This is a genomic window from Gordonia sp. NPDC003425 (assembly GCF_053588635.1).
Genome location: NZ_JBSFQI010000009.1, coordinates 1 through 17,724, shown reverse-complemented (window position 1 = coordinate 17,724; position 17,724 = coordinate 1). Strand labels below are relative to the sequence as shown.

The window sequence follows — 17,724 nt, the reverse complement described above, 5'->3', positions numbered from 1 at the left end:
CACGCCGCTCGGGCGCGCTAGACTGATCGATGGTTCAACGAGACTCGTCGACTGCGCCGCACGGTGTCGGTCGGCGTGATCGGGGGGACCGGCCGGAAACGGACCGGTTCCGCCAGGGTCCGGTGCGTATGTGTGTCGGCTGTCGGAAACGCGGCGGCATCGACGAGCTGGTCCGGTTGGTCGCCCGCGAGGGTGACCGGCCACCAATCCTGGTCGATCACTCGAGGACCATGCCGGGACGAGGTGCCTGGCTGCACCCGCGAGCCGACTGTGTGTCGGCGGCGGTGCGGCGCAAGGCCTTCGCGACGGCACTGAGGACACCCGGCCTGATCGTCGATCAGTCCGACCTCACCGAAGTGCTCGACGCCGATGCCGGTGCCGGCACTGACGAGAACGGCCCGCAAGGGCCAGAACAGGTAGCAGAAGACATGAGCACACCGTGAAGTCCCCACGATGAGCACGTATCGGACGTAATTCGAGGCCGTGGCGGGCAAGCCGCTCGGCCTCCAAGTGAGGAGAGCAGTGGCAGGCAAGGCCCGCGTGCATGAACTGGCCAAAGAACTCGGCGTGACGAGCAAACAAGTGCTCGAGCGCCTCAAGGAACAAGGCGAGTTCGTCAAATCGGCGTCGTCGACCGTAGAGGCCCCCGTGGCCCGTCGACTGCGCGAATCCTTCCCCGGCAAAGACGGGGGATCAACCACTAACCAGGCCGCCCGGCCTTCCGCGCCGAAGCCCGGCGCATCCGGTCGCGGCAACGGCGCCGCACCCAAGCCCGGCGATGCCCGGCCGGCGGCGCGTCCGGCACCCAAACCACAGTCCACACCGGCCCCGGCGCCGACCCCGGCCGCCGCGGCGTCGGCACCCGCACCGTCGGCACCTACTCCCGCTCCTGCGGCACCGGCTCCCGCGAAGCCCGCGGCGCCCAAGCCCGCCGCAGCGCAGAGCCCGGCACCGGCCCCCGCCGGACCGCGTCCGGCGGCACCGGGACCCAAGCCCGGCCCGCGCGCACCGCGTGTGGGTAACAATCCCTACTCGTCGGCTCCCGCGCCGGCTCCGCGACCGATGGGTCCGCGTCCCGGTCCGGGCCAGGGTGGTCCTCGTCCCGGCGGCGGTCGGCCCGGTGCGCCGGGTCGTCCCGGTCAGGGTGGACCCCGTCCCGGCGGCGGTCAGGGTGGTCCGCGCCCCACACCGGGCAACATGCCGCCCCGGCCCAATCCGGGTGCCATGCCCAGCCGCGCGGCGCGTCCCGATGCGGGACGTCCCGGCCGCGGCGGCGGCGCCGGTCGTGGTGCCGGCGGTGGCGGCTACCGCGGTGGCGGCACCGGGACCGGTGCTCCCGGCGGACCTCCCGCCGGCGGCGGTTTCCGTGGCCGTGGTGGCGGCGGCGGTGGACGTGGGCGCGGCGGTGCCGCGGGCGCGTTCGGCCGCCCCGGTGGCGCGCCCCGCAAGGGCCGCAAGTCCAAGCGCGCAAAACGCGCCGAGTACGAGAACATGCAGGCACCGGCGGTCGGCGGTGTCCGTCTGCCGCGCGGCAACGGCGAGATCATCCGTCTCGCCCGGGGAGCCTCGCTGTCGGACTTCGCCGACAAGATCGACGCCAACCCGGCATCGCTGGTCCAGGCGCTGTTCAACCTCGGTGAGATGGTGACCGCGACCGAATCGGTCAACGACGAGACGCTCGAACTGCTCGGTTCGGAGATGAACTACACCGTCCAGGTGGTCAGCCCGGAGGACGAGGACCGTGAGCTCCTCGAGAGCTTCGACCTCTCCTACGGTGAGGACGAGGGCGACGAGGACGATCTCGAGCAGCGGCCGCCGGTGGTGACCGTCATGGGTCACGTCGACCACGGCAAGACCCGACTGCTGGACACCATCCGTAAGGCCAATGTCCGCGAGGCCGAGGCCGGCGGCATCACCCAGCACATCGGTGCCTATCAGGTGAACACCCACCTCAACGGCGAGGATCGGCTCATCACCTTCATCGACACCCCCGGTCACGAGGCGTTCACCGCCATGCGTGCCCGCGGTGCCAAGTCGACCGACATCGCGATCCTGGTGGTTGCCGCCGACGACGGCGTGATGCCGCAGACGGTGGAGGCGATCAACCACGCGCAGGCCGCCGACGTGCCGATCGTGGTGGCCGTCAACAAGATCGACAAGGAGGGTGCCGACCCGGCGAAGATCCGTGGTCAGCTCACCGAGTACGGACTGATCCCCGAGGAGTACGGCGGCGACGCCATGTTCGTCGACATCTCGGCCAAACAGGGCACCAACATCGATCAGCTGCTCGAAGCGGTGCTGCTCACCGCCGATGCGTCGCTGGATCTGCGGGCCAACCCGGACATGGACGCCCAGGGTGTCGCCATCGAGGCGCACCTCGACCGTGGCCGTGGCCCGGTGGCCACCGTGCTCGTGCAGCGCGGCACCCTGCGGGTCGGCGACTCGGTGGTGGCCGGCGACGCGTACGGACGTGTGCGTCGCATGGTCGACGAGCACGGTGACGACGTGGCCGAGGCGCTGCCGTCGCGTCCGGTGCAGGTCATCGGCTTCACGTCGGTGCCCGGTGCGGGTGACAACCTGCTCGTCGTCGAGGAGGACCGCACCGCCCGGCAGATCGCCGACCGCCGCAATGCGCGCAAGCGCAACGCGCTGGCCGCTCGCAGCCGCAAGCGGATCAGCCTGGAGGATCTGGATTCGGCGCTGAAGGAAACCAGCCAGCTGAACCTGATCCTCAAGGGCGACAACGCCGGTACCGTCGAGGCCCTCGAAGAGGCGCTGCTCGGCATCGACATGGGCGACGAGGTCTCGTTGCGCGTCATCGACCGCGGTGTCGGCGGCGTCACCGAGACCAACGTCAACCTGGCGGCGGCATCGGACGCGATCATCATCGGATTCAACGTCCGCGCCGAGGGCAAGGCCACCGAGCTGGCCAACCGCGAAGGCGTCGACATCCGGTACTACTCGGTGATCTACCAGGCCATCGACGAGATCGAGAGCGCGCTCAAGGGCATGCTCAAGCCGATCTACGAAGAGGTGGAACTCGGCCGCGCCGAGATCCGGGCCATCTTCAAGTCGTCGAAGGTCGGCAACATCGCCGGTTGCCTCGTCCAGTCGGGCATCGTGCGGCGTAACGCCAAGGCCCGTCTGCTGCGCGACAACGTCGTGGTCGCAGAGAACCTCACCATCTCCTCGCTGCGGCGGGAGAAGGACGACGTCACCGAGGTTCGCGAAGGCTACGAATGCGGTTTGACCCTCACCTATAGCGACATCAAGGTCGATGACGTCATCGAGACGTACGAGCTGCAGGAGAAGCCGCGCGACTGACGCGCACCGAAGGAAGTGAGACGGCTCCCCTTCCGCGTCGCCGCAAACGGCGCGGAAGGGGAGTACGTTTCTCCACCGGCCCGGTGTGGTCGGGTAGTCGAGGAAGGACAGACATGGCAGATCCCGCACGCGCGCAGCGACTGGCGAAGCGGATTTCGTCGATCGTCGCGTCGGCCATCGCCCACGACATCAAGGATCCACGACTGGCACACATCACGATCACCGATGCCCGGGTCACCAATGACCTGCACGACGCCACCGTGTACTACACGGTGATGGGCGAGTCCATCGACGACGAACCCAAGTTCGATGACGCCGCCGCGGGTCTGGCCAAGGCGACCGGAGTGCTTCGGTCGAAGGTGGGTGCAGGCACCGGCGTCCGGTTCACCCCCACCCTGACCTTCGTCCTCGACACCGTGCCCGACGCGGCGCGGCACATGGAGGAACTCGTGGCGCGAGCCCGGGCCAGCGACGAGTTGGTGGCCCGGCAGGCGCGCGATGCACGGCCCGCCGGCGACGCCGACCCGTACCGCACCAAGTCGGACGGGGATGATGAGCACGGGGACGAGGAGCCCGGGGAGAACCAGCCCGGGGGCGACGAGGACGGTAGCGACGAGTGACCGCCGTCTCCAGTAGGGAGGTGGCCGCGGCACTCGAGGAGGCGTCCGCGGTCACCATCCTCTGCCATGTGCGGCCCGACGCCGACACCATCGGCAGCGGACTGGGCCTGGGTATCGCCCTCGACCGGCTCGGCATCACCGTCGAGGTGGCCTTTCCCGGCCCCGAAGAGCTGCCCGCGGCGCTCCACGCGCTGCCCGGCGCGAAACTGCTGGTCGACACCGCGGAGGTGAACGGGTACCCGACGGTGGTCGCGGTCGATGCGGCGAGCCCGGAACGTCTCGCCGACCTGCAGCCACATCTCGACGCGGCGCAGACCTCGATCGTCGTCGACCATCACGCGTCGAACACCGGTTTCGCCGACCTCGACTACGTCGATCCGGGCGCCGACTGTACGGCCGTGCTCATCCTGCGGGTCCTCGACATCCTCGGCGTCCCGCTGGATGCCGACATTGCGACCTGCCTGTATGCAGGGCTGTCCACGGACACCGGCTCGTTCAAATGGGCCCGCCCCGACTCCTTCCGGGTGGCGGCGCGTCTGCTGGACACCGGAGTCGACGTCCGCAGGTGGAGCCGCGCACTGTTCGACACCCACCCGTTCCGGTGGTTCGGGATGGTTGCCGACGCACTGGCCAACGCGCAGTTGTTGCCCCACGCGTGCGACGGGGAAGGCCTCGTGTACGCCGTGGTGGACCGCACCGCGCTGGCCGGCATGAGCTGGGAGGAATCCGAGAGCGTCATCGACCTGGTACGCACCGCCGCCGACGCCGAGGTGGCCGCGGTGTTCAAAGAGGTCGACGACAAGCGGTGGACCGTGTCGTTGCGATCGAAATCGATCGTCGATCTGGTTCCGATCGCCCGCTCCCACGGTGGCGGCGGACATCGCCACGCCTCCGGTTACAGCGACACCGGCACCGCCGACGAGGTGGTGGCCCGCCTGGTGGAGTCGCTCTGAGCGCCTCGACGTCCACCCCGTCGGTGGATGCCGGCGTACGCCGGATTGCGTTGCTCACCGTCTCGGCGCTCGCCGTCCTCGTCGCGCCGCCGCTCTACCTGCTGTTGGACCTGGCCGTGGTCGGGCGACTCGGCGGCACCGAACTCGCCGCCCTCGGCGTCGCCGCACTGGTGCTGTCGGTGATCAGCACCCAGCTGACGTTCCTCTCCTACGGCACCACAGCCCGATCTGCCCGACGGTTCGGCGCCGGCGACCGCGCGGGCGCGGTGGCCGAGGGTGTGCAGGCCACGTGGATCGCACTCGGGGTGGGTACCGCGATCGTCGCGGTCGCCTACCCGCTCGCGCCGTGGGTGATGAGGCTCATGGTGGGGTCGGCGACCCCGCAAGCGGCGGCGGTGGCCGTCGACGCCACCGAGTGGATGCGGATCGCGGTGTTCGGGGTACCACTGATCCTGGTGTCGATGGCCGGGAACGGGTGGATGCGTGGGGTGCAGGAGACGCGCCGGCCCGTCATCTACGTCGTCACCGGGCTGTCGATCGGTGCTGTGTTGCTGGTGGGGCTGGTGCACGGGCTGTGGTTCTTCCCGCGGATGGGCCTGCCCGGCAGTGCTGTCGCGAACGTGGTGGGGCAGTCGATCACCGGGCTGCTGTTCGGCGGTCGGCTGCTCCGTGAAACCCTGCGGTCGAACCCAGGATGGCGTCGCGCCTTGGCGCCGCGTCCGGCGATCATCCGCGCACAGTTGCTGATGGCCCGCGATCTGGTGGTACGCAGCTTGTCCTTCCAGGTCTGCTTCCTGTCGGCGGCCGCGGTGGCCGCACGGTTCGGCGTCGCCGCGGTGGCCGCCCACCAGCTCGTGTTGCAGCTGTGGGAGTTCATGTCACTGTTCCTCGACTCGGTGGCCATCGCCGCGCAGGCCCTGGTGGGCGCCGCTCTGGGTGCGGGCGCGATCGGGTCGGCGCAGTCGGTGGCCCGCCGCGTCACCGTGGTGTCGGTGATCGCGGCGTCGGCGATGGCGCTGCTGTTCGCGGCCGGCGCCGGGGTGTTGCCGAGAGTGTTCACCACCGATCCCGACGTGCTCGACGCGATCGCCACCCCGTGGTGGTTCTTCGTCGCGATGCTGCCGGTGGCCGGTGTGGTGTTCGCGCTCGACGGGGTGCTGCTCGGCAGCGGCGACGCCGCCTTCCTGCGCACCGCCACCCTGATCGCCGCGGTGTGCGGATTCCTACCGTTGATCTGGCTGTCGCTGGCGTTCGGGTGGGGTCTGGCCGGCATCTGGACGGGCCTGGTGGTGTTCATGCTGGTCCGGATGGTCACCGTCGCGTGGCGAATCCGCTCCGGGCGGTGGCGACGGGTGGGCATCGACTCGTCGTCGCCCTGATCGCGGCCCGGCCACAGCCGGCGGCGTGCCGGCCCACGCGACGTCTACGACTGCCGACCGTAGAACCCGTCACGCTGGTGGAAGGGCTGAGCCGGGGGAAACGGCCGCCCATAGTAGGGCGGTTGAATCGCCGCGGGGTCGGCACCTCCGGGTCGGTTGCGCCGCACCAGCAATCCCAGACCGTCGCACGCCCAGAACACGACGATGCCCGCCACAGCGAGGCCTGCATCCAGCAGCGCACTCTGCAGGCCGCCCACAAGGCCTTCGAAGTGGGGATAGTGGTAGCCGGAGATCCACGCGGCGACGGCGATCACCGCCGCGCCAGGCACCACGCCCAGAAGAGTGAACCACGTGCGTCGTCGAGCGATGGTCCACCCGAGGACGATCGCCGAGTAGTACACCACCGGCAACAGCCACTTCACGACCGTCGGCAAGTCGCCCGAGGCCCCTGTCAACCAGCCCGCGTACCACGACGCCACCAATGCCCGTTGCAGAATCATCGCGGCGACAGTCAACAGGACGGCGGCCACACGCTGCCGGCCCGAACGCGCCCACACCGCCAACACCAGCACGTAGGTGAAGTCGACGAGTGTGTAGATCGCCAGGGAGATCCATTTGGTCACACCAGGGTTCCAGGTGCGCACCAAGGCGTACGAGATCACGGTTTCGGCGACGACGAACACGACAACGACCGCGGTGCCGACGAGGACATGCGCCCACCAGGGACCGCGGTCGCCGAGTGGACGTCGGGCGGGCACGACATGGGCGGGGGATTGCGGCATCACCGCGTGATCGTCTCACGGCCGTCGGCGCCGACCACCATCGCCAACCGGCGGACGTCGTTCGTCCAACCGGTTCTGGCACGATGGATCCTCGTGGCAACTCTGTGGGCGATCAGCGATCTGCACGTCGCGCATCGTGGCAACGAGCACATCATCGACCAGATCCGTCCCACCGATCCCGGCGACTGGCTCATCGTGGCCGGTGACGTCTCCGAACGCACCGACGACATCGTCGACACGCTGCGCCGCCTGCGTGCCCGCTTCGACACCGTGATCTGGGTGCCGGGCAATCACGAGCTGTACACCACGGCCAAGGACCCGCTGCAGATCTTCGGCGTCGCCCGCTACGACTATCTGGTGCAGGCCGCCCGTGACCTCGGGGTGGTGACACCGGAGGACATCTATCCGCTCTTCGATCCGGGCGACGGCACACCGCCGGTGCGGATCGTGCCGATGTTCCTGCTCTACGACTACACGTTCCGGCCCGCGGGCACGTCCACGGCACTCGCGGCGCTGGCGCTGGCGCGGGAACGCAACGTGGTGGCCACCGACGAGTTCCTGCTCTCGCCCGAGCCGTATCCCACGCGTGACGCGTGGGGGCGTGCCCGCATCGAGGCCACCCGCGCCCGGCTGGCGGCCATCGACCCCGCCGAACCCACGATCCTGATCAACCACTGGCCGCTGCGTCGCGAACCGACCGACGCCCTGCTCTACCCGGAGTTCGCGCTGTGGTGCGGCAGCGAACTGACCGCCGACTGGCACACCCGCTTCCACGCGGCGTGCTGCGTCTACGGTCACCTGCACATCCCGCGGACCACCTGGTACGACGGCGTGCGATTCGAGGAGGTGTCGGTCGGTTACCCTCGCGAATGGAAACGCCGCGGGCTGCCCGAGCCGCTGCTGCGCCAGATCGCACCCGACCCGGGCATCGCCGAGCACGACCTGCCCGCGCACGGGGCGCGATTCCATCTGCCACCCGATTACGAGGAACGGGCCAAGGAGTTCGCGCGGCGCGTCGCGCAACGACGTGCCGAACGCGCCGCACGCGGCACCGACGGGGGGTCGCCGCAGTGATCGAGAAACTGTTACCCGCCGGTGTGGCCGCGGCCGAGTTGTTCGACGACCCGGCCGGACTCATCCCGATGCCCGCCGAGGAGTCGCTGATCGCGCGTGCGGTGGACAAACGGCGCCGCGAATTCACCACCACCAGACACTGTGCACGCCAAGCCCTCTCGCAGCTCGGTGTCCAACCCGCGCCCATCCTGCGGGGTGAGCGGGGAATGCCGTTGTGGCCCAACCAGATCGTGGGCAGCCTCACTCACTGCGACGGCTACCGCGGTGCCGTCGCGGCCTACGCCATGCAGGTCCGGTCGCTGGGCATCGACGCCGAACCGCACGACGCACTGCCCGACGGAGTGCTCGCGCACACCAGCATCGCGGCCGAACGTGACGTGCTGGCCACCCGCCCGAACACTCTGCACTGGGACCGATTGTTGTTCTGCGCCAAGGAAGCCACCTACAAGGCGTGGTTTCCGTTGACGCAGCGCTGGCTGGGATTCGAGGACGCGCACATCACGTTCGAACAGACCGGGAACACCACGGGCACGTTCACCTCGACGATCCTCATCGACGGGTCGGTCATCGACGGTGGGGCGCCTCTGCGTGAGTTCACCGGCCGCTGGCTGATCGACCGGAATCTCATCACCACCACGATCGCGGTGAGCTGACATGGCCGACGCATCGATCGAGAACGCCGGGCTGGTCATCGTCGACAAGGACGAGGGCATCACCAGTCACGATGTGGTGTCGCGCTGCCGAAAACTGTTCAACACCCGTCGGGTCGGCCACGCGGGGACCCTGGACCCGATGGCGACCGGGGTGCTCGTGATCGGGATCGAACGGGCCACCAAGCTGCTCGGCCTGCTGTCGCTGACCACCAAGTCGTACACCGCCACGATCCGGCTCGGCGCCGCCACCGACACCGACGACCGGATGGGCGAGGTGATCTCGCGCGCCGACGTCTCGGACGTGACACCCGAGCAGATCACCGACGCGGTGGCCGTGCTCACCGGGGACATCGAGCAGGTACCCGCGCGGGTCAGCGCGATCAAGGTCGACGGCCGCCGCGCTCATGCGTTGGCCCGCACCGGTGCCGACTTCGATTTGGCCGCCCGTCCGGTCACGGTGTCGCGCTTCGACATCGGCGAGCGGCGACAGGTCGATGGCTACCTCGATCTCGACGTGGAGGTGGACTGTTCGGCCGGCACCTACATCCGGTCGCTGGCGCGTGATCTCGGCGCCGCATTGCACGTCGGCGGGCATCTGACGGCGTTGCGGCGCACCGCGGTGGGGCCGTTCACCCTCGCTCACGCCCGCACACTTGCCGAACTCGCCGACAATCCCGAACGCAGCCTGACCATCGACGAGGCGGCACTGATCTCGTTCCCGCACCGCGATATCGACGACGCCGACGCCGAATCCATCAGTCAGGGACGGTGGTTGACACCGATCGGGATGACGGGCGTCTACGTGGTGGTCGACCCGGCCGGAAAGGCCATCGCGCTGGTCCGGGAACAGGGCCGACGGGCGAGTTCGGTGATGGTGGTGCGTCCGGCGACGTTGCGATAGATCCGTTACGCCGCACGGCATCCGGTACGCCGGCCGCCGTCTACGACACCGCACGCCTGTCGTAGATGCCGCTCAGCGGTCGTGTACGAGGAAGATCGCGCGGGCGGCGATGTCGCCCAGATCGATCGGCGCGCCCTCGTTCACCGAGATCGAGATGGTGCCCGCGAACGGGCGCTTCTCCACCACCCGCACCACGCAGTCCAGCGACACCCCCAGCCGGTCGAAGTAGCGCAGCATCTCCGGGTCGGTGTCGGAGATCCGCGCGACGGTCCCGCTGGCGTCGGTGTCGAGGTCGGCGAGCGAGAAGGCGTCCGGGGTGGGAACCGACCCGTCGAGCGCGGGAATCGGGTCGCCGTGCGGATCCCGGTCGGGATGGCCGAGTTTCGCATCCAGACGCGCCATCAGGCGGTCGGAGACGGCGTGCTCGAGCACCTCGGCCTCGTCGTGCACCTCGTCCCAGCCGTATCCGAGTTCACGCACGAGGAACGTCTCGAGCAGCCGGTGGCGGCGCACCATCAGAATGGCGGCGCGGCGCCCGGCCGGGGTGAGGGTGACCGCCCCGTAGCGTTCGTGCGACACGAGGCCCTGGTCGGCGAGTTTGCGGATCGCCTCCGAGGCCGTCGACGGGGACACGCCCATCTTGTCGGCGAGCATCGTGGTGGTGACCTTGACCTCTGCCCATTCCTGGCTGGTCCAGATGACCTTCAGGTAGTCCTGCGTGACGGTCGACAGTTCGGTGACACGCGTATCGGTGGACGCCGCTGATTCGCCGGAACCCGACCTCGTCGACGACGCGGCCGCACGTGACTGGGGCATGGTTTGAGCTTAGCCCCGCAATCGGTGCGGCCCGCCACAACGGCGACCCGGCCGATGGCTGTCGTCGGGTGGGCTGCGCATCACCCACCGTCGGTTGGTTCGACGGGTATCCCGCGTTCACGGTCTCGCCGGATGAGGTTCACGCACGCACGCCGGCCCCATGGGCAGTCTGGTTTGGCGGTGACGACCACCGTAGGCTGGTGCGCGTGTTGCGTTGGCGAGGTCTGGAGGACGTGCCCGCGGACTGGGGCAGATGCGTGGTCACCATCGGAGTGTTCGACGGTGTGCACCGCGGACATGCGCAGTTGATCCACGCCGCCACCACGGCCGCGGCGAAACGCGGTATCCCGTCGGTACTCATGACGTTCGATCCGCATCCCGCCGAGGTGGTGCGCCCGGGAACGCATCCGCCGCAGCTCACCACTCTCACCCGCCGCGCCGAACTGGCCGAAGAACTCGGCATCGACGTCTTCTGCGTGATGCCCTTCACCCCCGAGCTGGCGTCGCGGTCGCCGAAGGACTTCGCGCACAACGTGCTCGTGGAAAGCCTGCATGCCGCCGACGTGGTGGTCGGCGCGAACTTCACGTTCGGCAAGAAGGCCGCCGGGGATGTCGCGAAGCTCACCGAACTGGGACAGCGGTTCGGATTCGAGGTTGCGGCCGTCTCACTGTTCGGCGAACACGCCGTCACCTACTCGTCGACCTACATCCGTTCCTGTGTGGCCGCCGGCGACGTCGAACGAGCCGCCGAAGCACTCGGACGCCCGCACCGGGTCGAGGGAGTGGTGGTGCGCGGTGACGGCCGCGGCCGCGAACTCGGCTATCCCACCGCCAACGTGGCGCCCCCGATGTATGCGGCGATTCCCGCCGACGGTGTGTACGCGGCGTGGTTCACGGTGCTCGGCGCGGGCCCGGTGGTGGGGCAGGTGGAGCCGGGGGAGAGCTATCAGGCAGCGGTGTCGGTGGGGACCAACCCGACGTTCTCCGGACGAACCCGCACCGTGGAGGCCTTCGTCCTCGACACCAGCGCCGACCTGTACGGCCAGCACGTCGCCGTCGACTTCGTGGCACGTATCCGGGGTATGGAGAAGTTCGCCGGGATCGACGACCTGCTGACCGCGATGGCCGGGGACGTGGAGAGGACGCGCGAACTGCTCACCCGCGATTTGGGCCTCGACCAGCACGGTTGATACCCTGGAGCGTCGGTGCTGCTGCAGTCCGCGGCGGCGCACCGAACCGGCACGGCAGATCCGGGTGGATCGCCGCCGGTCACGAAGGACGCGGCACTGAAACACAACAGGAGTATCTCCATGGCTTTGACAGCTACCGAGAAGAAGGAAATCCTCGCCGAGTACGGCCTGCACGAGACCGACACCGGCTCTCCCGAGGCCCAGGTGGCGCTGCTCACCAAGCGCATCAGCGACTTGACCGAGCACCTCAAGGAGCACAAGCACGATCACCACAGCCGTCGTGGTCTGCTGCTGCTCGTCGGCCGTCGCCGCCGGCTGCTCAAGTACGTCGCCAAGGTCGACATCGAGCGCTACCGCTCGCTGATCGAGCGCCTCGGCCTGCGTCGCTGAGCGGACCTCTCGTCAGACATCTGCCACCGGCCACCTCCGCCTCGCGGAGGTGGCCGGTGGCGTTTGATAAACTCAGTCCGGATCGTTGCCACAGGTAGATCCGTTGTTCGTGATGACACGTCAGATCGGTCCTCGGTAGTGGCCGCCGGAACACAAGGTTCCGGCCGCTTCGATCGAAGGCCGTCTGAGCCTCCGCGGCGCGCCGAGTGCGCCCGGCACGTTCGACGTCTTCTCCCAGGTATCGCTCCGGCCGACGCCGTGTCCTGACCCATTGCCGGTCAGCGCCCGCTGCGCGCGGGTCATCAGCGCGCATCACCGCACGGCTCCGTGCCCGTGACGCGGGTCGGCCACAGCCGAATGAAACACCGATCGCCACCGACGGCGATCGCCACGAAGGGACCATCACCTCACATGACAGATGTGACCACCACGGACGTCTCGAACGATCTCGACGCACAGGGATTCGACACCGAGGAGTTCGACGACGCCATCACCGAAGCCACCGCCGTGATCGACAACGGCAGCTTCGGCACCCGCACCATCCGATTCGAGACCGGGCGCCTGGCGCTGCAGGCCGCCGGATCGGTCACCGCCTACCTCGACGACGAGACGATGCTGCTGTCGGCCACGGCTGCCTCCAAGCATCCGAAGGAGCACTTCGACTTCTTCCCGCTGACCGTCGACGTCGAGGAGCGGATGTACGCCGCCGGCCGCATTCCCGGCTCGTTCTTCCGCCGCGAGGGCCGCCCCTCCACCGACGCCATCCTCACCTGCCGCCTCATCGACCGCCCGCTGCGCCCGTCCTTCGTCGACGGTCTGCGCAACGAGATCCAGGTGGTCGTCACCGTGCTCTCGCTCGACCCCAAGGATCTCTACGACGTCGTGGCGATCAACGCGGCGTCGGCATCCACCCAGCTCGCCGGGCTGCCGTTCTCCGGCCCCGTCGGCGGCGTGCGTGTCGCGCTCATCCCCACCGAGGAGAACAAGTCCGGTCAGTGGGTGGCGTTCCCGACCAACGAGCAGCTCGAAGGCGCGGTGTTCGACATGGTCGTGGCCGGCCGGATCGTCGCCGGCAGCGGTGATACCGCCGACGTGGCGATCATGATGGTCGAGGCCGAGGCCACCGACAATGTCATCGACATCATCGCCGGCGGCGCGCAGGCCCCCACCGAGGCCATCGTCGCCGAGGGCCTCGAGGCCGCCAAGCCGTTCATCGCCCGCCTCTGTGAGGCACAGAAGTCGCTGGCCGCGGCCGCCGCCAAGGAGACCGCCGCCTTCCCGTTGTTCCCGCCCTACGAGTCCGACGCCTACGACGCGGTCGCCGCCGAGGCCACCGAGCGTCTCGCGCAGATCCTCACCATCCCGGGCAAGCAGGAGCGCGACGAGAAGACCGACGAACTCAAGAACGAGATCCTCGGCAAGCTCGGCGAGCAGTTCGAGGGACGCGAGAAGGAGATCGGCGCGGCCTACCGCTCGGTCACCAAGAAGCTGGTGCGCCAGCGCATCCTGTCGGATCACTTCCGCATCGACGGGCGCGGCATCACCGACATCCGTGCGCTCTCGGCCGAGGTCGGGGTCATCCCCCGTGCCCACGGTTCGGCGCTGTTCGAGCGCGGCGAGACCCAGATCCTGGGTGTCACCACCCTCGACATGGTCAAGATGGCCCAGCAGATCGACTCGCTGGGACCCGAGACCTCCAAGCGTTACATGCACCACTACAACTTCCCGCCGTACTCGACCGGTGAGACCGGTCGAGTGGGGTCGCCCAAGCGCCGCGAGATCGGCCACGGTGCGCTCGCCGAGCGTGCCCTGGTGCCGGTGATCCCGAGCGTCGAGGACTTCCCGTACGCGATCCGCCAGGTGTCGGAGGCGTTGGGCTCCAACGGTTCCACCTCGATGGGCTCGGTGTGCGCGTCCACCATGTCGCTGCTCAACGCCGGTGTGCCGCTGCGCGCCCCGGTCGCCGGTATCGCCATGGGACTGGTGTCCGACACCGTCGACGGTGAGACCCGTTACGTGGCGCTCACCGATATCCTCGGCGCCGAGGACGCCTTCGGCGACATGGACTTCAAGGTCGCCGGCACCAAGGACTTCGTCACCGCGCTGCAGCTCGACACCAAGCTCGACGGCATTCCCAGCCAGGTGCTGGCCGGTGCGTTGAGCCAGGCCAAGGACGCCCGGTTGACCATTCTCGACGTGATGGCCGAGGCGATCGACGAGCCCGACGAGATGAGCCCGTACGCACCGCGGATCACCACCATCAAGATCCCGATGGACAAGATCGGTGAGCTGATCGGCCCGAAGGGCAAGACGATCAACACCATCACCGAGGAGACCGGCGCCAACATCTCCATCGAGGACGACGGCACCGTGTTCATCGGCGCCTCCGACGGTGAATCGGCTCAGGCCGCCATCGACCGCGTCAACGCCATCGCCAACCCGCAGTTGCCCAAGGTGGGGGAGCGTTTCCTCGGCACCGTGGTCAAGACCACCGCGTTCGGCGCATTCGTCTCGTTGCTGCCCGGCCGCGACGGGCTGGTGCACATCTCCAAGCTCGGTAAGGGCAAGCGCATCAACAAGGTCGAGGACGTGGTGAACGTCGGCTCCAAGTTGCGCGTGGAGATCGCCGACATCGACGAGCGCGGCAAGATCAGCCTCGTTCCGGTCGACGACGATGCGGCCGCACCGGCCGACGACAAGGCCGGCGCCGACGCCTGATCATCACCTCACCCACCGGCCCGTCGCGCACTGAGTGCGTGGCGGGCCGGTTGGCGTTGTGCCAACCGCTTGTCGTGCGGCCCAATATGATTGCTGGATGACGGCGCGACCACGAGGACGCCGGGGACGATTGACGGGAGGGCATGATGACGGCAGCGGGGCGTTCGGACGGAGTCGATGACACCGCCCGCACCGTGTTGTCCGCGCATGCCCCGTTCGATGCGATCGACCAGCCCCGGCTCGCCGCGCTCCTGAGCCGGGCGAGCGTGGCCGAGTTCGCTTCCGGCGACGTCGTTTTCGACGGCTTCGCCACCACGACAGACTATGTGTACGCGGTGATCGCGGGCGAGGTGGCGCTGTACAACTCGCCCGAGGATGTGGATGAGGCCGACGATGTTGTGGGACCGGGCGGTCTGTTCGGATACTCGTCGTTCCTGACCGGCACCGAGGTCGGTCCGCGTGCGATCGCGATCGGTCCCGTGGTGGTGTGTCTGATCCCGGGCGAGGACGCCGAGGTCCTCTTCGCCGGCCGTGCCGGTGCCGTGTTTCTCGCCGACAAACTCACCGTGCCGCATCGTCGCGAGACATCCGTATCCGCCGACGGTACGGTGTCGGGGCTGATCCGCAGCGCGCCGGTGCTCGGTCGTGCCGACATGTCGGTACGCGAGGCCGCCCGCATGATGACCGACGAGGATCGTGATCACCTGGTGATCCCGTTGCGCGACGGCGCATTCGGCGTTCTCACCGACACCTTGATCCGTGATCGGGTGGTGGCGGCGGGGCGTTCGACCGACATTCGCGTCACCGACGTGGTGGACACGTCCACCCCGGTCATCGCGGCCCAGAGCCCGGCGGGCGATGCGTTGACACTGATCCTCGAGCACGATCTGAGCGCTCTGCCCGTGGTCGATCCCACCGGGAAGCTCCGCGGGATTGTCTCCCCGCTGGACTTCGTCGCCGCACCGGCCGGGCCGAGCGTGTCGTTGCGTCGACAGATCTCGCACGCGGGCACCGTCGCCGATCTGCAGGAACTCGCGCGCCGGGTGCCGTACCTGGTGGCCGACGTGGTGCGCCGCGAACAGCCGGCGCACACGGTGACCACGATGACGTCGCTGATCAACGACGCGGTGGTACGCCGCGCGCTCGAACTCGTCCTGGCCCGCCACACCGACCTCGACCCCGCGGCCCTGACCTGGCTGTCGTTGGGCAGCAACGCGCGTCGCGAACCGGTGCTGAGTTCCGACATCGATTCGGCGGTCTCGTTTGCCAACGACGTCACCGACGCGCAGATCGTCGCCTACCGCACCGCCTTCGCGGAGGTTGACGACGTGCTACGGGGCGCGGGTATGCGCGTGGACGCCAACGGCGCGATCGCCTCGATGCCGCTGTTCGCCCGCACCCACGACCAGTGGCACGAGGCGGCCGAACGATGGCTGCGTGCGCCCCTGGAGAACAAGGGCATGATCCTCGCGTCGCTGCTGCTCGATGCACGCCCCATCTGGGGCGATCGTGGCCTCTCCGCGGTGGCCGAGGTGTTCGCCGATTTGCGCGACCACCGAGGAACGCTCAATCTGCTTCTCGCGGAGGCATTGTCGACCAAGGCTCGGATGCGTTCGATGCGCGACGTGTTCACCCGGCGCGGCGACACCTTCGACATCAAGGCACAGGCGCTGACGCCGCTGGTGAACATCGCGCGCTGGGGGGCGCTGGCGGTGGGGGCACCCGATCTGGATACGCGCGGCAGGCTGCGGGCGGCGGCGGGGAGCGAGATGATCTCCGCCGAGCAAGCCGAGAGTCTGGTGGAGGTGTACGACGTGCTCCAGCGTGTCCGTCTGAGTTATCAAGTGGCACAGTTCGATCGAGGTGAGGACGTGTCCGACGTGCTGGTGATGAAGCGGCTGTCCCCGCTGGATCGTAGCCTCGTGGCCCAAGCGGTGCGTGAGGTTGCCGGGACCCAACGCCGGATGTCCAATCTGGCGCACTACATGCCCGTGGGCAGCGCCCAGGGCGACCGGTAGCGGCGGGAAAGAGCCCGTGTGCCTGATCCTGTTCGCCGTCGACGTGGACCCGCGGTGGCCACTGGTGATCGCCGCCAATCGCGACGAATTCTATGCACGCGCCACCGAGGGGATTCACCGGTGGCCCGACCTGCCGATCATCGGCGGGCGCGACCTCGCGGCCGGCGGCACCTGGATGGGGGTGTCGGTCATCTCGCCGCAGCGGGTCGCCGCGGTCACCAACGTGCGCGTGGGCGAGCCCACTCCGATGCCCGGCGCCGTGTCCCGGGGAACACTGCCCGTCGACTTCCTGGTCGGCGCGGACACACCCCGCGTGGCGGTGGAACGATTCGTGGAGCGCGCCGGCGACTATGCGCCGGTGAACCTGCTGGTGGCCGACGGCACCGACGTCTGGTGGGCGACGAACCGTCCCGAACCGATCGCTCGCGAGGTGACGCCCGGCGTGCACGGGCTCTCCAACGGAATCCTCGACAGTCCCTGGCCCAAGGTGACCGACGGCTCCCGCCGATTCGCCGCGCTGCTCGAACGTCCCGACAGCGACGTCGACGATTACCTGAGTCTGCTCGACGACCGGCGACCTGCTGCTCTGGACCGGCTGCCCGACACCGGAATCGGCACCGAGCGCGAAGAGCGGCTGTCTCCGATGTTCATCGACATCGCCGCCGACGACTACGGCACCCGGGCATCGACAGTGCTACGGATCGGACGTGACGCGCACGGCGATCTCACCGAGCGGCGCTTCCGTCACGGCCGACAGGAGACGACGGCCGCCCTCGTGTGGTGATCGCGGCACGATTTACACCACCCGATACGCTAGTGTCGCGTGTCGTTAATTAGTTTATGGTTCGTGGTTTGAGAGAATTGGCTATGGCGAATTCTGCGGCCCCGGCTCTTGGCCTGCGTGAT

The 17,724-nt window shown here is 68.7% G+C and carries 15 protein-coding genes and 1 pseudogene; 14 read left to right on the top strand and 2 right to left on the bottom strand.

Annotation, left to right across the window (positions count from 1 at the left end; genetic code table 11):
• Positions 1–29 precede the first annotated feature (29 nt).
• From ACWDTD_RS12490 to ACWDTD_RS12465, 6 genes and pseudogenes are all read left to right on the top strand, one after another.
• Positions 30–263, top strand: a pseudogene (locus ACWDTD_RS12490) (YlxR family protein); the annotation flags it as partial.
• Between the two features lie 9 nt (positions 264–272).
• Positions 273–443, top strand: a complete 171-nt coding sequence (locus ACWDTD_RS12485) for a hypothetical protein (protein WP_449747576.1) — start codon at positions 273–275, stop codon at positions 441–443.
• Between the two features lie 79 nt (positions 444–522).
• Positions 523–3,324: a translation initiation factor IF-2 gene (infB, locus tag ACWDTD_RS12480; protein ID WP_449747427.1), complete on the top strand. Its 2,802-nt coding sequence runs from the start codon at positions 523–525 to the stop codon at positions 3,322–3,324.
• A gap of 113 nt (positions 3,325–3,437) precedes the next feature.
• Positions 3,438–3,944, top strand: coding sequence for a 30S ribosome-binding factor RbfA (rbfA, locus tag ACWDTD_RS12475; protein ID WP_449747426.1), 507 nt, complete (start codon positions 3,438–3,440; stop codon positions 3,942–3,944).
• Entirely contained in the window at positions 3,941–4,897 is a 957-nt protein-coding gene (locus ACWDTD_RS12470; RefSeq protein ID WP_449747425.1) for a DHH family phosphoesterase, read from the top strand. The genes rbfA and ACWDTD_RS12470 overlap by 4 nt, the downstream gene beginning before the upstream one ends.
• Before the next feature lie 23 nt (positions 4,898–4,920).
• Entirely contained in the window at positions 4,921–6,276 is a 1,356-nt protein-coding gene (locus tag ACWDTD_RS12465) for an MATE family efflux transporter (RefSeq protein ID WP_449747424.1), read from the top strand.
• 44 nt (positions 6,277–6,320) lie between these two features.
• On the opposite strand, the gene ACWDTD_RS12460 is transcribed toward ACWDTD_RS12465, so the two are convergent.
• Positions 6,321–7,061 carry a hypothetical protein gene (locus ACWDTD_RS12460; RefSeq protein ID WP_449747423.1) on the bottom strand — a complete coding sequence of 247 codons (741 nt, stop codon included), beginning with the start codon at positions 7,059–7,061 and terminating at the stop codon, positions 6,321–6,323.
• Positions 7,062–7,151: 90 nt separating this feature from the next.
• Between ACWDTD_RS12460 and ACWDTD_RS12455 the strand changes: the two genes are divergently transcribed.
• The 3 genes from ACWDTD_RS12455 to truB are packed head-to-tail and all read left to right on the top strand — an operon-like array spanning position 7,152 to position 9,686.
• On the top strand, positions 7,152–8,132 hold the full coding sequence (locus ACWDTD_RS12455) for a metallophosphoesterase family protein (protein ID WP_449747422.1): 981 nt from the start codon (positions 7,152–7,154) through the stop codon (positions 8,130–8,132).
• Positions 8,129–8,785: a 4'-phosphopantetheinyl transferase family protein gene (locus ACWDTD_RS12450; protein WP_449747421.1), complete on the top strand. Its 657-nt coding sequence runs from the start codon at positions 8,129–8,131 to the stop codon at positions 8,783–8,785. The genes ACWDTD_RS12455 and ACWDTD_RS12450 overlap by 4 nt, the downstream gene beginning before the upstream one ends.
• 1 nt (position 8,786) lies before the next feature.
• A complete protein-coding gene (truB, locus tag ACWDTD_RS12445) occupies positions 8,787–9,686 on the top strand; it encodes a tRNA pseudouridine(55) synthase TruB (RefSeq protein WP_449747420.1) in 900 nt (299 codons plus the stop codon).
• A 72-nt stretch (positions 9,687–9,758) separates the two neighbouring features.
• On the opposite strand, the gene ACWDTD_RS12440 is transcribed toward truB, so the two are convergent.
• Positions 9,759–10,502 (bottom strand): metal-dependent transcriptional regulator, encoded by a 744-nt coding sequence (locus tag ACWDTD_RS12440; RefSeq protein ID WP_449747419.1) that lies wholly within the window; start codon positions 10,500–10,502, stop codon positions 9,759–9,761.
• A gap of 206 nt (positions 10,503–10,708) precedes the next feature.
• Here ACWDTD_RS12440 and ACWDTD_RS12435 point away from each other — a divergent pair, with 206 nt between their 5' ends.
• From ACWDTD_RS12435 to ACWDTD_RS12415, 5 genes are all read left to right on the top strand, one after another.
• Positions 10,709–11,692: a bifunctional riboflavin kinase/FAD synthetase gene (locus tag ACWDTD_RS12435; protein ID WP_449747418.1), complete on the top strand. Its 984-nt coding sequence runs from the start codon at positions 10,709–10,711 to the stop codon at positions 11,690–11,692.
• Positions 11,693–11,812: 120 nt separating this feature from the next.
• The gene (gene rpsO, locus ACWDTD_RS12430) at positions 11,813–12,082 is read left to right on the top strand and encodes a 30S ribosomal protein S15 (protein ID WP_449747556.1); all 270 of its coding nucleotides are present in this window, start codon (positions 11,813–11,815) and stop codon (positions 12,080–12,082) included.
• A gap of 411 nt (positions 12,083–12,493) precedes the next feature.
• Complete coding sequence (locus ACWDTD_RS12425; protein WP_449747417.1) at positions 12,494–14,800, top strand: polyribonucleotide nucleotidyltransferase; 2,307 nt, start codon at positions 12,494–12,496, stop codon at positions 14,798–14,800.
• A 146-nt stretch (positions 14,801–14,946) separates the two neighbouring features.
• Positions 14,947–16,818 carry a putative nucleotidyltransferase substrate binding domain-containing protein gene (locus ACWDTD_RS12420; RefSeq protein WP_449747555.1) on the top strand — a complete coding sequence of 624 codons (1,872 nt, stop codon included), beginning with the start codon at positions 14,947–14,949 and terminating at the stop codon, positions 16,816–16,818.
• A 16-nt stretch (positions 16,819–16,834) separates the two neighbouring features.
• Positions 16,835–17,602 (top strand): NRDE family protein, encoded by a 768-nt coding sequence (locus ACWDTD_RS12415; protein WP_449747416.1) that lies wholly within the window; start codon positions 16,835–16,837, stop codon positions 17,600–17,602.
• The last annotated feature ends 122 nt before the right edge of the window (positions 17,603–17,724 follow it).

Bases quoted from the DNA above. Each gene is read 5' to 3' on its own strand.
- rbfA (WP_449747426.1), top strand. From the start codon at position 3,438: ATGGCAGATCCCGCACGCGCGCAGCGACTGGCGAAGCGGATTTCGTCG.
- truB (WP_449747420.1), top strand. From the start codon at position 8,787: ATGGCCGACGCATCGATCGAGAACGCCGGGCTGGTCATCGTCGACAAG.
- ACWDTD_RS12440 (WP_449747419.1), bottom strand. From the start codon at position 10,502: ATGCCCCAGTCACGTGCGGCCGCGTCGTCGACGAGGTCGGGTTCCGGC.
- rpsO (WP_449747556.1), top strand. From the start codon at position 11,813: ATGGCTTTGACAGCTACCGAGAAGAAGGAAATCCTCGCCGAGTACGGC.
- ACWDTD_RS12425 (WP_449747417.1), top strand. From the start codon at position 12,494: ATGACAGATGTGACCACCACGGACGTCTCGAACGATCTCGACGCACAG.
- ACWDTD_RS12420 (WP_449747555.1), top strand. From the start codon at position 14,947: ATGACGGCAGCGGGGCGTTCGGACGGAGTCGATGACACCGCCCGCACC.